The organism is Nostoc flagelliforme FACHB-838 (genome assembly GCF_014698065.1).
In the GTDB taxonomy this organism is placed as follows: Bacteria; Cyanobacteriota; Cyanobacteriia; order Cyanobacteriales; family Nostocaceae; genus Nostoc; species Nostoc flagelliforme_B.
The window spans coordinates 1-14,286 of record NZ_JACJSI010000022.1 but is presented as its reverse complement, the minus strand read 5'-3'; the positions used below and the strand labels follow the sequence as shown (position 1 = coordinate 14,286).

The window sequence follows — 14,286 nt, the reverse complement described above, 5'->3', positions numbered from 1 at the left end:
GCGATCGCTCTCCATCATCTCATCATGCGATCGCACCCCACACAGCACTAAACTAGAAAGTAAGATGCTCACAATAGCCTATGAACACCACGACAACCACTTTACCTTCTACACTCAAATTGAAAATTGACTTAACTGATGATCAATTTTTCCAGATGTGTCAGAAAAACCGCGATTATCGATTTGAGCGCACAGCATCAGGGGAATTATTAATTATGCCACCCACAGGTAGTGATGCTGGCAACCGTAACTTTGATATGGTTGTTGAGTTAGGAATCTGGAATAAACAGACTAAATTAGGCAAAGGTTTTGACTCTTCAAGCGGCTTCACGCTACCTAATGGTGCAGAACGTTCTCCTGATGTTTCTTGGGTAAAAATCGAGCGCTGGAATGCTTTAACCCCAGAACAACAAGAAAAATTTGCCCCAATTTGTCCTGATTTTGTAGTGGAGTTGCGTTCTCGTACTGATTCTTTGAAAGAATTGCAAGAGAAAATGCAGGAGTATATCGAAAATGGCGCTCAATTAGGCTGGTTAATCGACCGGAAAAACAAGCGAGTGGAAATTTATCGTCCAGGTAAAGATGTAGAGATATTAGACAATCCTGTTAGTTTATCAGGAGAAAATGTACTACCTGGATTTGTGTTGCATTTAGAGCAGATTATGTAACTTTATCGATTAGGATACACATGGCGCATTTCAAAGCGGCTCTGTTCCCAAAGTGGTAGCAAAGCCTGTTTAGCAGCATTTAACTGAGCTTGCGAGAAAGAAATTTTACCATTTTCTATAATCCAAATAAATGTTCGAGTTATTATATCTGCATTTAAACTGTTCTCGTATTCACAATTATTTATTCTTGCTACTTGCTCATCTAAGCAATACATAGCATATTTGAATGTCAAGTTTTTCCAATCTGTGGAATTATTAGAAATTTCTTCGGGTGTATTTTTCCACTCAATTCTACACAAATTGCCGATAATATAGTCTATGCCTATTATGGAAGAATCAGTATTACGCACCAAATCTGTATAAGCTTGATAATATGGTTTCAATAGCGAAGCAGCTATATTTTCTATATAGATATGTAGCCAAGATTGGATATCGTGAAGATAAGGTGCTAAATCTATGATAGTATCAATTTCTTTTATCAGCAGACGATTACTTGTGTAATTTGTTATTTGGGCTAGTAATTGAGCTTCAGATAATTGGCACTCTTTTGAGTAATAATTAATAATTTTTGGGATATATTTATCTAATAACCACTGTTTGGTATATCTAGCTGTCCAGGTTCCTCGTACCCCTATATCTTGCTGCCATAAGGTTGCTTTACCTATTTCAAAAGATTGTAAATTTATATTATTTAGCTCGTAAATAATGTCAATTTGATAGTCAGGGAATAAAGAAAAGTCTTTATGGAACTTTGGAAAGATAAATGTATGGTCACGAATTCCTCGACTTACTCGAATTGATATATGTTCTCTATGGAATAGATGCCATTCTGACTTGCCTTTGGTATAATCAAATTCTTTAAAAAACTGCTGTATTAGCTTCCATAACTCTTCTCTTACAGAAAAAAGAATAAAGCCGTGAATGCCTGAAAATTTTACTAATTCAAAATCCCATGTTTCTAAAGCATTTTCAAATTCAATTATTAAATTTTTATATTCTTGGCAAATTTCATCAATACACAAACACAAGTCTGCTACTTCTAACTTCGATAAAATAACTGTTGTTTGACCTAAGCTTACTTTAAAAGTATTTTTATCTAGCTGTTTCAAAAACTGACGACATCCCCAATCTGGTTGGGTATGCAATCCAGTCATTAATTGACCTAAAATATCTTGATGATTTAAGTTGATTTTTAGACCTCTGAAAAGAATACTGCTGAATTCTATTTCACAATTACCTTCTCCAAAAGCGTTGGGTAAATTACACGCGATCGCTACTTTCGGTTTCACAACAACTAAGTGGTAGCCTTCTCGTATGATGGAAGGTTCAAAATCAAATTTTTCTAAATCATCTGTTGTAAAACAAATCTGAGCGGTTTCGGAATTTATGCTATATTTTCCTGATTGATTTGTTGTTAAACAGTATTCACGATGACATTTATCTGGATAACAGAGATAGTGAAACATTGGCAAAATAAACTTTTCTTTTACATCATCTTCATTTTGTAAAACACGATGGTCAAAACCTTGTATCCATGTGATGAATTGTTTAATTGGCTCTGGAATAGTCATCAAATAACCGACCTGCTTGGATAAATTTGCTATGCCTTATTTTGTTTGTGTAATTAGCAATTTATCAAGTCAGTTTGGATAGTATAGTAGTTGTAGATACTTTACTAAGTTTAGAGATACCAAATATAGAAAGGTATTAGCATGAAAACCTAAATATAAATTTAAGGGACAGGTAAATACCCATCCCCCAAAATCATCAAAATTATTCTGCAAATATGCAACGCCCTTTGTTTGCTATGCCAGGTGCAAGCATCGACTTTAAACCAACGCTGCAACCTTCTCTAGCAAGCCTTGAAACAACCTCAAGCCATCACTACCCCCTAGCATCGCGTCTGATGCTCTTTCTGGGTGCGGCATCATCCCCAACACATTGCCCTGGCGATCGCAAATCCCGGCAATATTGTTCAATGAACCGTTGAGGTTCTCTCCTTCATAGCGAAACACGACTTGTCCGTTATCCTCAATTTCTGCGAGAGTAGCTGCATCAGCGTAAAATCGTCCCTCTCCGTGGGCAATGGGCAAAGTGATAACTTCGCTACTGGTATAATTTTGCGTCCATGAGAGATTACTACGCTCAACTTTAACGGGAACGCGATCGCAGATAAAATGCAAATCTCGATTTCTGGTTAACACCCCTGGCAAAAGTCCAGCTTCAGTTAATACCTGAAATCCATTGCAAATGCCGAGGACAAACTTACCCTTTCGAGCGTGTTCGACAACTTGCTGCATCACGGGTGAAAAACGCGCGATTGCACCACAGCGCAAATAATCCCCGTAACTAAAGCCACCAGGGATGATAATGGCATCCAAATCAGCAATATCTGTTTCTTGATGCCAAACCATGCGAGTTGGTTGTAAGAGCAAATCTCTGGTTACATAAGCAACATCGCGATCGCAATTAGAACCTGGAAAAACAACAACACCAAATTTCATCATTAGTCAATGGGAGTGGGGAGTGGGTAGAGACGCGATTAATCGCGTCTTGGGGAGCAGGGGAGGCAAGGGAGGCAGGGTAGGCAGAGGAGGCAGGGGAAAAAAGAATAACTAATGCCCTATGCCCCATGCCCTATGCCCTATGCCCTATGCCCAATTCTCAATGCCCAGTTCCTAAAAAACCCCAGTTTGTGTTTCGACCTCAATTAATTCAAAGCGGTAATTTTCAATTACGGGATTTGATAGCATTTGGTTGCAAATGTTATCAAGGTCTTGACGCGCTTTTTTCTCGTCAGTCGTGGTGATGGTGAGTTCAATGTACTTGCCAATCCGCACGTGGTCAACGTTATCGTATCCCAATTGCTCAAGACCGGATTGTACAGCCACACCAGCAGGGTCTAGGACTGAAGGACGAAGCGTTACGAAAATTTTGGCTAGATACTTGGTTTGCACGGGCTTTTGCTGAATGCTGCAATCGCTATACTATAACTTTCTGTTCCAAGTGAGTGAAAATAAGATTACGAAGCGGTTAAAGTTAATTGATTAATTAGCTGATTTAACAGCTTCAACTACAGTGGCATATTTAAAGAATCATCTATGAGAGCCATACGCACCCGCAGTCAAGAGCGTATTTTCAACCTACTGAAAACCATCAAAAAAGGCATTTCCGCCCAGGATATTTACGTAGAACTACGTAACACCAATCAGAGCATGGGTTTAGCAACAGTTTACCGTTCCCTAGATGCTTTAAAGCTCGAAGGTATGGTACAAGTGCGGAATTTGGCTAACGGTGAAGCCCTCTATAGTTTAGCGCAGCAAGATAAACATCACCTTACTTGCTTGCAATGTGGTGTCTCAATTCCGATTAATCAATGCCCCGTTCATGATTTAGAAGACCAGTTAGAATCCAGCCATAAGTTTAAAGTTTTTTACCATACCCTAGAGTTTTTTGGGTTGTGCAGTCAATGCCAGGTAAATCAAACTACTGGTATTGGTCAATAGCCATATCAATTTATATTCCTTCTACCTCCTGCCCTCTGCCTTTCTTCGGTAAACAGGACATTTTTTTTGATCTTCAAGCTTAACTACAGGAGTAATGCAGTGTTGAGAATTAGCGTTGAAGAAGCAGCTATGAATTTAAAATCTCTCTTGGAACGAGTAGCTAGAGGAGAAGTAATTTTGCTAGAGCAAGATAAAGCTGTAGCTCATTTAGTCCCTCCGCTACAAAAAGAAGAACGATTAGCAAGTATGAGACAATTTCGTGATACTCTTGCGATTAAGGGTGAGTCATTGAGTACAACTGTGCTAAATGCACGTACAGAGGAACGTTGTTGATTTATTTAGATACAAGCGTTATAGCTCCTTTGTATTGGGCAGAAGCTTTAAGCGATACAGTTGAACAATTACTACTGAATAAAACTGAAGTAGGTTTAAGTCAGTTGGTTGAGGTTGAACTCGTTTCTACGTTATACAAAATTCAACCAATTAAATACGTCTGCAACTGTTAATTGCCAATTTTCTAAAACACTCAAAACGGGTAAGATATCTTGCTGTTCTTTTAATTCTGGTAATTTATTGGGTTCAAAAATCATGATTGACTCATCAGCAGAATCTAGCAACCAACCTAGTTTTGCTCCATTTTGAATAGAAAATGTAATTTTGCTGATAACTCGGTTGGGTGATTGCTCTGGTGAGAGAATTTCGATTATCCAATCTGGAGGAATTTCAAATTTGTTTGTAATTCTTCCATTAGGAAGTAATGGAATTCTTTGCCATTCAAAAACTGCAATATCTGGTACTATTGAACGGCCTTCAAATGTACAGCGTAATTCAGGAAAAGCATAAGCAATTTTTTGCGGTTTAGCAATCTCATTAATAGCCGTGATTAAACTGCTTTGTAATGTACTTTGTTCTCCTTGTGGCATAGATTTTTGGTATATTTGCCCGTTAAAATACTCGCTTGCTGGCTTTGTCTCTGGTAATTTTAAGAACTCTCCTACACTTAATGCTGTAGTTGGCTGAATAGATAAGGTCATAATTTACAACTTATCAAAGCTTGATTATTTTATCACTGGAAGAATACGACAATTAATGCGTAGGTCTAGCCCATCGTAGACATCGCATTTTCTTCACTAGTTATTGTAATTTTATCGAATGGGTTAGATGAAATTATGAGGCGATAGCCTTAACTGAACCCTATTGAATCAAAGTCCCCCAATTTATAGGGGAGCCAGTGCGGTCTTCTCCCAAAGGGAGAGGCTAGCGCCTTCTTTGCGAGAGGCTTCCGCCAACGCGGAGCGTCTCGTGGAGAAGGGGGTTTCCCCCATGAGCAACTGCCGTGGATTTAGGGGGATCTAAACGTTTCACTACCGAGAAGAGGACTTTTCCAACATTCTCTTAACGAAGAGAGTTGTTTTCTAATCCTGGGATTTGCTTGGAAAATAATTCGTTAGGGTTAGCCTGACCATCTGAAACAACAGAACGTATACCTTCTAAAGCGGCAGGAATTGAACGCGGATCTATAAAAATCACCTTGCTGCTATCGCTTTTACCAATTGTCGCGCCCATGTCTAGATAACCCAAGGCAAACAGAACTTCAACTGCTTTATTAGCATTGGGATTCGTCTGGAGTTTTTGGGCAATAATTTCTGATGATTCTGCGATCGCTTGGGCTTTTAAAACTTGTTGCTGACGTTCAGCTTGAGCCTTGAGGACGATCGCCTTTTGTTCAGCTTCCGCTTGCAAAATTGTTGATTTTTGACGAGCTTCGGCATCCAATATTTGCGCTTCTGCTTTACCTCTAGCACTATTAACCGCAGCTTCGCGTTCACCCTCAGAATTTAAAATTGCTGCCCGTTTGCGTCGTTCTGCCGACATTTGCAATTCCATCGATTCTCGCACTGCTTGCGAAGGAATAATATCCCGCAGTTCTACCCGCGTCACTTTCACACCCCAAGGATCTGTGGCAATGTCCAAATCCCTTAAAAGAAGTTCATTGATTTGAGAACGAGCAGTAAAGGTTTGATCTAACTCCAATTGCCCCATTTCCGAGCGAATTTGAGTCAGCACCATGTTCACCATTGCCGATTGGAGATTTTCTACTTTATACCAGGCTTTTTCCATATCCACAATCCGCCAGTAAAACACTGCATCCACCTCAATACCAACGTTGTCGCGGGTAATGCATTTTTGGGGAGGAATATCTAAGACTTTTTCTCGGATGGTTTCTCTGTAAACGATTTTATCTAGGAAAGGCACTAAAAAATTCAGTCCTGGTTCCAGCTTTTTGTTATAGCTACCCAATCTTTCCACTAAAGCTTCATTGCCCTGATTAATGACTTTTACAGACCCCGCTACAGCAGAACCACCAAGGGCTAGAAATATAAGTAAAAAAAACTGTTCCATTATAAATCTCCTGATTTTTAAGTATTTAATGTCACTCAAAAGCATAAGAGAGTGAGAGACACGGGAGCAGAGGAAGATAAAAAACTACTGCCTTCTGCCTCCTCCTAAGAATTCAACAAATTTTCGGGTATCACAATTAAAGTAGTACCTTCTCTCCTGACTACATAAACTCTTTGATGGGGTAATATAGTAAATTTGTCATCGTCACATCGTGCTTGCCAAGAATTTCCCTCATACAGCACTCGCCCCGTTTTCCCAGGCGGAATTTCTGTTAAGGTTTCAGCTATAACTGCATCCTGAATTTTCGATTGGCGTCGTCGTGGTTGCAAAAACCGACGAGAAAGCACGATTAATAATGTGGAAAGTAATAACCAAATTGAAACTTGCAACCATACACTTCCCAAACCCACTCCAGACAGCAGCGCCACCACAAAAGCGCTAATTCCCATCATGAAGGCGACAAACGCCGATGGTAAGAACAGTTCCATCAAACACAAAACTGCTCCTGCCAGAAGCCAGATTAAGGTAAAACTTGGCATAGCGCCATCCTAGTCTCTACATTGACGTAAATGCATTTCTACGATTAGATACAGCCAGACGTAAGTTATTTACAGAAAACAAAACTTGGTAGTTTTACCAATATTTTGATTAATTTCAGTAACTAGGTGTAGCTAACAGTACACAAATCTAGTCTATTCTAGCCTTTAAGTCATTGCCAGCTAAAGTTAATCGAAGTTCATAAGTTGATTGGTTTTTTAATTTATACCTTTATGATTTCTACTCAACTGATAATTTATTGTATAAATCCACGCTGTAATAGCCCCATAAATCCTATGGGTGATACTATTTGCGCCAATTGCCAAACTCCTTTAGTTCACCGCTATCTTTGGGCTACTGGCTCATTGTCTGCTCAAATCGCACCCGGCACAAAGGTAGCAGATAGGTATGAAGTAATTAGTCACCAGATTTGGCTGGATACTCAACCCGGATTAACGCCAGATGTACCTGAAGAATTGCCAACAGAAGTAATTCCTTATCTACGGTTATATCAAGAGCGGTTACATTTGCCCCAGGCTTATGGGTTTGCTAGTAATCTTGAAGAAGATACAGCCGATATCCTCTTATTGGAAAATGCGCCGATAGATAAAACAGGAAATATCTATCCAACTATTGTTGAGGCATGGGAGCAAGCAACGGCAGTACGACAAGTTTATTGGCTGTGGCAAATTCTCCAACTTTGGAAACCTTTATCAGAATTGGGAGTTAGCCGGAGTTTATTGGTAGTAGATAATTTGAGAGTTCAAGGTTGGTGTGTGCGACTGTTAGAACTTTACCAAACACCAATAAATGAGAAGCTGAGTTTACAAAATCTGGGGGAGTGTTGGCAGTTTTGGGTAGTTTCTGCTAAGACATCAGTTGCTAAAGGGTTACAAAATATTGTCCAGCAGATGTGTGAAACTGAGATTGAGTTAGAAGCTATTAATATTCAACTCAATAATTTATTACTAGCATCTGCGGCAGAATTGCCATTAACTTTAAAGGTGGCAGGTTCTACAGATATTGGCCCAATTATGGCGCAAAATGAAGACGCTTGCTATCCCAATGCTTTAACTGATTTAAATGAACCTTTATTGCCTTATTTGTCGATTGTTTGTGATGGCATTGGTGGACATGAAGGCGGCGAGGTTGCTAGTAAATTGGCAGTGCAGTCTGTAAAATTGCAAATTCGGGTTTTACTAGCGGAGGTTGCAAAACAAACTTTATCTGTAGCGCCAGAGTTGTTACAAGAACAATTAGAGGCCAGCTTGCGGGTGGTAAATAATGTGATTTGTGCGCGTAATAATGAACAAAATCGCCAAGGCAAAGAGCGCATGGCGACAACTATTGTTATGGCGCTGCAAGTTCCCCAACGAGTACAGACGAGTACTGGTTGGCAATCAAATAATACTCATGAGCTTTATTTAGCTAGTGTTGGCGATAGCCGTGCTTATTGGATTACTCGTAATTATTGCCAGTTACTTACGGTAGATGATGATGTGGCAACACGCGAAGTACGCTTTGCTAAAAGCTTGTATCGTCAGGCAGTTTTGAGAGCAGATGCTAGTGCTTTAACTCAAGCATTAGGGACAAGAGATTCAGAATTTTTGCGTCTGAAAGTTCAGCGATTTATTATCGAAGAAGATGGGATATTGCTACTGTGTTCTGATGGTTTAAGTGATAATAACTGGGTGGAACAATCTTGGCAAGATTATGCAATTCCAGTGTTTGCAGGTAAACTTACACTTAATGATGCCGTCAGCAACTGGATTAACTTGGCAAATGAAAAAAATGGGCGGGATAATACATCGGTTGTTCTCACTTATTGCCGTGTTTCTCCAGAATATTTAATACCTGTGACTCCAGAGTTGCCAGAAGAGATTATAGAAGCAAAAATACAAGAGGAAAAAATACCAGTACTAGAAGAGGAAATATTAGAAGAAGAGGAACAAGAGGAATTAATTTATTTCACAGAAAGTTCGCAAACAATGCTTGATTTAGATTTAGATTTAGATTTGGAGCTTTCAGAAGAATCACCTCTAAACCCAGAAATTCCACCAACTTTAATTACAAAGCCTAATCGTGGTAAACGTTTAGTAATGCTGGGGGGAGTGTTGGCGTTGCTTGTAGGGGGTACAAGTCTGGGATTATTTGCTTGGTGGCAAATTAATCCTCAAGGGTTCCGGCAAATGTGTCGGCAATTTCCTCAAAAAGTACAGCAACTTTGTCCGCCTGGAAAGTAGAGATTGGGGATTGGGGGATAGGTTATGGCGAAATATTGTAATGTTTATGAGGAATATTGCAATATTGATAAGAAATATTGTAATGTTTATGAGGAATATTACAATGTTCTTTATGAATGCTGCAATGTTGATGAATATTAGAGTATTGATAAGGAATATTGTAATGTTTATGAGGAATATTACAATGTTCCTTATGAATGCTGCAATGTTTGTCAGAATGGTTTTAATATTCAGGGTTATGAATAAAAAAGTAGCGATCGCTAGTGGGTTAATCTAGGTTAGCGATCGCATCTTCAGTGGCTGGGACTGCGGGCTGTGCTGATGGATCTCACGGCTGGGGTTGAGAGCAAAATTGATCATAGTTTCAGCTTGCTAAAGGAAAAGTTGCTGCTAACATCCATCCAAAGAATAAGGCATTACCGATAGCATAGCTCCAATATTCGTTAAGTAAGCTAGAAGTAAATGAAAAAATAGCCACAAGTATAGGGAACAAGGGCAGTAAAAGATAAATAAACCCAAGATTTGGTAGCAAGTAAAGTACTAAAATAAAACCTCCAATTAAGGCTGCACTTTGTCCTAGCCACCACAAAAGACGTTTTCCAAACAAGAGATTTTGTTGGGCTATACCTGATGCTAAAAACCAAGGAAAACTAACAAGTGCAAGTATAGGAAACAACTGCAAACGTATCCCAGTTAGCCACCACTGTAACCACACTACTTGAGCCATCGCTCCGAAACCAATCCATAACACTATGAATAGAACAATGCCGATTCCTAAACCTCTAACTGTAGGTAGTTGCATTCGTGACATAATCACAAGCCAAGTTAATCCTGCTGCACCAAACCAAATACTTACTGCTGTGCCTACTAAAACTCCACCTAAGTTATCAATATCACCAAGTCGATTACCTACTAAAAGCGTACCACTTGCGATAAAAGGCGCTATTAACAAACCTGCCCAGCTTTTTAGCTGTTCTACTTTACTAGGGAGGAAAGAAGTAGTTAAAACCGGAGCAATTGCTCCTAATATTACTAACCACGCTAATAAGTGTAAAACGTACCAAATTATTCGATAATCAACATAGTTGCTTTGACGCTGGATTCCAAAAGTAGCATCAAGCCAGTTTCTAGCTGCTTGGTGGCTTTGATTACGGAACAAAATTGTAATATGTTCAGCATTAGGAATAATTACTAGCTCTCTTCCCTTGCCCTGAAATAAATTTTTATTTTCTCCACCTGCGCTTTCAAGTAACCGCTTTGCATTGGCAATAAATCTACCTTCCCAACTTCCTGCTTGCAATTGCAGATTATGGGGAGCTTTTGGTGTAACTGAAGCACTTGTAGGAGAAATAGCTACGGTTGCCGCATAACGATTGACATTATTGATAGCAGCAGACATTACTGCACCGCTACCCATTGAGTGACCTAAAGTAGCTAAACGCGATCTATCTACCTCTGGTTGTTTTACAAGTGCTTCATAAGCAACATCAAGATTTTGCTGAAGTGAATTTTTTTCCAACGGTTTAGTATTAGCTGCATGACTATCAAAGTCCCACACCATCACTGCGTAACCTGCATCTGCTAATGTGTAGGCGTACCCAAGCATTAACTGCTTAGAACCTGCATACCCATGTGCTATTAAAACGCCCGGTACGTTTTTTGCATTCTCTGACACTATGTATAATAGCGGCACACCATTAGAGACTATTTCTTTTACCGTAAGAGACACCTGTACCGTCATTACTCTCCACCAAGAAATAGCAATTACTAATAGTGCCAAAATTAGCGTCAGTAAACGCTTATTGTTCATAGGCTTCTAGTTAATAGACCCTTTGCAAAATTATTTTCAATACTTAAGTATTTCTTCTCACGACAGGATACTGTTACATGAGCTTTCTTACTTCTCAGACATTCTCTTAGAATCAACGCTATTTTGTGATTGCAAAATTACAGGCTTCTGGTAAATGGATAAATAAACCAAAAATTTCTAGCATCCCTCTCGATATACTCAATCAATTTGTTGAAGCAATCTTAGTTTTCCAGCAAGAAGAACTAGCAGATTAGCGATTACACTTTTTTGCTTTTACGTATTCAAATATTTGAATACGCAAAAACTTAAATACTAGTCTAATTTGGCACCAGGATGACCATTCTCAACAACAAAGGAAGCAAAGGTGTATACAGGCGCATCTGAACGACTTACAGTTGTAACAATACGCAGGTCAGTCTGCCAACGCTCATAGTTAAGGTTGACTCGGAAGTAGCCTCGGCGATCGCCATCAAAGAACTTAATATGTGGGTTTTCTGGAATCATCGGGCCGTAGTAGGGGCCATAGACATTAGCATCACCATTGCTAGTAATCGAAGGAGTCACAAACTCTGTAGCCACTGTTGGAGAGTTAGAAGCCTTAAAGTCGAGCTTGAGGTCGTTGACAAATGTAGAATGCCAATCCCCAGTAATCACCACTGGGTTAGAAATCTGGCGGTTGGCGATGTGACTTAAAACACGATTACGTGCAAGGGGATATCCATCCCATGAGTCGTTCCAAAAGATTTCGCCTGGCCCAATTTTATGATCTAGCTCTGCCATCAGCACCTGTTGAGCAAGTATGTTCCAACGTGCTTGAGAACGGTCAAGACCATCCAGCAGCCAGCGCTCCTGTTGAGTACCGAGCATGGTTTTAAATGGATCTAGCGCTGCTGGGCAACGGAGTGTTTCACCGTCACCGCATGGCTGATCACTCCGATACTGGCGGCTATCAAGTACGCTAAACTCCGCCAGATTACCAAAAGTCAGCCGACGGTAAATCAGCATATCTGACCCTTGTGGTAGGGAAAATTCCCGCAATGGCTGATGCTCATAATAAGCCTGATAAGCAGCAGCACGCCTTTTGAGAAACTTTTTGACCGGATCGTTGTTTTCCGAAATGTCATCGGTATAGTCATTTTCAACTTCGTGGTCGTCCCAAGTGACTGTAAAAGGAAATAAGGCGTGAGCTTTTTGTAAATCCGGGTCAGTTTTATATAAAGCATATCGAAGGCGGTATTGCTCCAGTGTATTCGTTTCTTTTCTAAACTCCTCTGGTAAAGATACGTTGCGTACACCACCTGTAGCAGGGATGCCGTATTCGTAAATATAATCACCCAAGTGAAAAACTAAATCTAAATCTTCTTCAGCTAGACGACGATAAGCAGAATAGAAACCATCCTCCCATTTTTGGCAAGTAACAAACGCAAAGTTAAGCTGATTCAACCTAGCGCCAATGGCTGGAGCAGTACGGGTACGACCAATCGGGCTATCTTCATTACCCACTTTAAACTGATACCAATACCAACGGTTAGGCTCTAAACCACGTACATTTACATGAACAGAATGCGCTAATTCGGGGGTTGCTAATGCCACGCCCCTCAGCACAACTTGTCTCATGTTTTCATCCAAAGCAACTTGCCATCGTACTGGCACATTCACCTGCGGCATACCACCGCCATTTAAGGGATCTGGAGCCAGCCGCGTCCATAGCACTATACTATCTGGTAAAGGATCGCCAGAAGCAACACCAAGGCTGAAGGGATAGGCAGAGAATCTTGACAGTGCAACAACTTTATGAGTCCAAAGACTAGCAATGGCGCTTGCGGTCAATGTACCGGCACCGAGCAGAAAACGTCGCCGCTTTGCTGTAGTGGATAGCAATCGCTGGAAATGTACACGCTCCATAAAAGTCCTTGTTGAGATTTATACAATAAAAGGGAATAAAAAACCTAAATAATAACCATCTAGTTATTAACAAGATTAATTACCAAGTCAGGTTTAATTAGGGCTTAAGAAGTTATTAATATTGCAATAATTTATTCACAATCAGCCAGTGAATAAGTGGAGGAGTGCGGGCAGCCACAGTTACCGCGAATTTCTGTCAGAGATGGGAATGCCTACTATTTCTTGCATTTTTGCCATTTGTGTAGTGATATGTGAGGCAGATAGTTGGGTAGCAATTGAAACATACGGATGTGCGAAGTCTGAGTGGTTAAAAACGTTTTTAGAGCTACCAAATGGGATACCATCTTCTGACGGACTTCCCAGAAAAATTAACGCTTGTACAGGTGAAGTCAGAGTTAGACCAGTACAACCAGACATTATCGGATAATAACGATAACTTTTTCAGAATAAATCCATCGTAAGTTGTAAAAAAGTAAACAAGATAAGCTATACAATCACCAAGTATTCATCATCAGAATCGTTGAATTTGTTGCTTTTTTAAAGTTTAGATAAATACACCTTAATCAAATAATAATAATTACTTGTCTTAAACAAGTAATTATAAAATATTCGGAAAAATGTTTTTATATCCTCTATAGTTTTCTGAAAAAATATTTTGAGTACATAAATCTCAAGTAATGAGCATTAATTGTATTCATTATTAGCTTTGCTGTGATAGAGGTAATTTATGACTTTAATAACTAGCAATGAATCTCAGATAGACTCTGAAGCAGCGCGATCGCAGACTGAAAAAACGCTAGATCAAAGTTTTTTGTGGGGTACACGCATATTAGCACTTGCTGTTGCAGCAGTCTTGGTTTGGATAGCCGTACAAGTCGCCATAAACTCAATACCTGCTATTCGAGAGTTTGGTCTACAATTCCTGACTAAAAGTGCTTGGAACCCTGTAGAAGACACTTATGGGGTGTTGCCGATGATTTATGGAACACTCCTGAGTTCATTAATTGCCTTGCTTTTAGCTGTGCCAATTGGTTTAGCAAGTGCAATTATTTTAAGCGAGAATTTTTTACCGTTATCAATTCGCACTACACTAACTTTTTTAGGGGAGCATCCACTTTTGGCAGAAAGACTCAAATAGCTAATAAACCATTGAGATAAGCACAACGAATAGAGAGGATGTGATTAACACTATCAACATTCCACTGTGCGCCAGA

Annotated in this window: 13 protein-coding genes and 1 pseudogene; 6 read left to right on the top strand and 8 right to left on the bottom strand. The window is 39.7% G+C overall.

Annotation, left to right across the window (positions count from 1 at the left end):
* The first annotated feature begins 80 nt into the window (after positions 1-80).
* A complete protein-coding gene (locus tag H6G97_RS13485) occupies positions 81-668 on the top strand; it encodes a Uma2 family endonuclease (protein WP_190941095.1) in 588 nt (195 codons plus the stop codon).
* Positions 669-670: 2 nt separating this feature from the next.
* Here the strand turns inward: H6G97_RS13485 and H6G97_RS13480 are convergent, their stop codons facing one another.
* The 3 genes from H6G97_RS13480 to purS form a co-directional block, all read right to left on the bottom strand.
* Complete coding sequence (locus H6G97_RS13480) at positions 671-2,239, bottom strand: hypothetical protein (RefSeq protein WP_190941094.1); 1,569 nt, start codon at positions 2,237-2,239, stop codon at positions 671-673.
* Between the two features lie 258 nt (positions 2,240-2,497).
* A complete protein-coding gene (gene purQ, locus H6G97_RS13475; RefSeq protein ID WP_190941148.1) occupies positions 2,498-3,172 on the bottom strand; it encodes a phosphoribosylformylglycinamidine synthase subunit PurQ in 675 nt (224 codons plus the stop codon).
* A gap of 174 nt (positions 3,173-3,346) precedes the next feature.
* Positions 3,347-3,625, bottom strand: coding sequence for a phosphoribosylformylglycinamidine synthase subunit PurS (purS, locus tag H6G97_RS13470; RefSeq protein WP_190941093.1), 279 nt, complete (start codon positions 3,623-3,625; stop codon positions 3,347-3,349).
* A 144-nt stretch (positions 3,626-3,769) separates the two neighbouring features.
* Between purS and H6G97_RS13465 the strand changes: the two genes are divergently transcribed.
* Together H6G97_RS13465 and H6G97_RS13460 are read left to right on the top strand one after the other, a co-directional pair.
* On the top strand, positions 3,770-4,174 hold the full coding sequence (locus H6G97_RS13465) for a Fur family transcriptional regulator (protein WP_190941092.1): 405 nt from the start codon (positions 3,770-3,772) through the stop codon (positions 4,172-4,174).
* 99 nt (positions 4,175-4,273) lie between these two features.
* Positions 4,274-4,507, top strand: coding sequence for a type II toxin-antitoxin system Phd/YefM family antitoxin (locus tag H6G97_RS13460; protein ID WP_190941091.1), 234 nt, complete (start codon positions 4,274-4,276; stop codon positions 4,505-4,507).
* A gap of 131 nt (positions 4,508-4,638) precedes the next feature.
* Here H6G97_RS13460 and H6G97_RS13455 read toward each other — a convergent pair whose 3' ends face one another.
* From H6G97_RS13455 to H6G97_RS13445, 3 genes are all read right to left on the bottom strand, one after another.
* Entirely contained in the window at positions 4,639-5,208 is a 570-nt protein-coding gene (locus H6G97_RS13455) for a Uma2 family endonuclease (RefSeq protein ID WP_190941090.1), read from the bottom strand.
* A 361-nt stretch (positions 5,209-5,569) separates the two neighbouring features.
* Positions 5,570-6,577 (bottom strand): SPFH domain-containing protein, encoded by a 1,008-nt coding sequence (locus tag H6G97_RS13450; protein ID WP_190941089.1) that lies wholly within the window; start codon positions 6,575-6,577, stop codon positions 5,570-5,572.
* Between the two features lie 104 nt (positions 6,578-6,681).
* On the bottom strand, positions 6,682-7,116 hold the full coding sequence (locus H6G97_RS13445) for an NfeD family protein (protein ID WP_190941088.1): 435 nt from the start codon (positions 7,114-7,116) through the stop codon (positions 6,682-6,684).
* A gap of 231 nt (positions 7,117-7,347) precedes the next feature.
* Between H6G97_RS13445 and H6G97_RS13440 the strand changes: the two genes are divergently transcribed.
* Entirely contained in the window at positions 7,348-9,357 is a 2,010-nt protein-coding gene (locus tag H6G97_RS13440; RefSeq protein ID WP_190941087.1) for a protein phosphatase 2C domain-containing protein, read from the top strand.
* A gap of 364 nt (positions 9,358-9,721) precedes the next feature.
* On the opposite strand, the gene H6G97_RS13435 is transcribed toward H6G97_RS13440, so the two are convergent.
* Together H6G97_RS13435 and H6G97_RS13430 are read right to left on the bottom strand one after the other, a co-directional pair.
* Positions 9,722-11,167: an alpha/beta hydrolase gene (locus tag H6G97_RS13435; RefSeq protein ID WP_190941086.1), complete on the bottom strand. Its 1,446-nt coding sequence runs from the start codon at positions 11,165-11,167 to the stop codon at positions 9,722-9,724.
* Between the two features lie 312 nt (positions 11,168-11,479).
* Positions 11,480-13,072 carry an alkaline phosphatase D family protein gene (locus H6G97_RS13430; protein WP_190941085.1) on the bottom strand — a complete coding sequence of 531 codons (1,593 nt, stop codon included), beginning with the start codon at positions 13,070-13,072 and terminating at the stop codon, positions 11,480-11,482.
* Positions 13,073-13,307: 235 nt separating this feature from the next.
* Here H6G97_RS13430 and H6G97_RS13425 point away from each other — a divergent pair.
* Both H6G97_RS13425 and H6G97_RS13420 read left to right on the top strand, forming a co-directional pair.
* Positions 13,308-13,436: pseudogene (locus tag H6G97_RS13425) on the top strand (transposase family protein); the annotation flags it as partial.
* Between the two features lie 363 nt (positions 13,437-13,799).
* Positions 13,800-14,210, top strand: a complete 411-nt coding sequence (locus H6G97_RS13420) for a hypothetical protein (protein WP_190941084.1) — start codon at positions 13,800-13,802, stop codon at positions 14,208-14,210.
* Positions 14,211-14,286 lie beyond the last annotated feature (76 nt).

Coding starts and splice junctions, on each gene's coding strand:
- H6G97_RS13465 (WP_190941092.1), top strand. CDS start 3,770: ATGAGAGCCATACGCACCCGCAGTCAAGAGCGTATTTTCAACCTACTG.
- H6G97_RS13455 (WP_190941090.1), bottom strand. CDS start 5,208: ATGACCTTATCTATTCAGCCAACTACAGCATTAAGTGTAGGAGAGTTC.
- H6G97_RS13485 (WP_190941095.1), top strand. CDS start 81: ATGAACACCACGACAACCACTTTACCTTCTACACTCAAATTGAAAATT.
- H6G97_RS13445 (WP_190941088.1), bottom strand. CDS start 7,116: ATGCCAAGTTTTACCTTAATCTGGCTTCTGGCAGGAGCAGTTTTGTGT.
- H6G97_RS13450 (WP_190941089.1), bottom strand. CDS start 6,577: ATGGAACAGTTTTTTTTACTTATATTTCTAGCCCTTGGTGGTTCTGCT.
- H6G97_RS13480 (WP_190941094.1), bottom strand. CDS start 2,239: ATGACTATTCCAGAGCCAATTAAACAATTCATCACATGGATACAAGGT.
- purQ (WP_190941148.1), bottom strand. CDS start 3,172: ATGAAATTTGGTGTTGTTGTTTTTCCAGGTTCTAATTGCGATCGCGAT.
- H6G97_RS13420 (WP_190941084.1), top strand. CDS start 13,800: ATGACTTTAATAACTAGCAATGAATCTCAGATAGACTCTGAAGCAGCG.
- H6G97_RS13435 (WP_190941086.1), bottom strand. CDS start 11,167: ATGAACAATAAGCGTTTACTGACGCTAATTTTGGCACTATTAGTAATT.
- H6G97_RS13430 (WP_190941085.1), bottom strand. CDS start 13,072: ATGGAGCGTGTACATTTCCAGCGATTGCTATCCACTACAGCAAAGCGG.
- H6G97_RS13440 (WP_190941087.1), top strand. CDS start 7,348: ATGATTTCTACTCAACTGATAATTTATTGTATAAATCCACGCTGTAAT.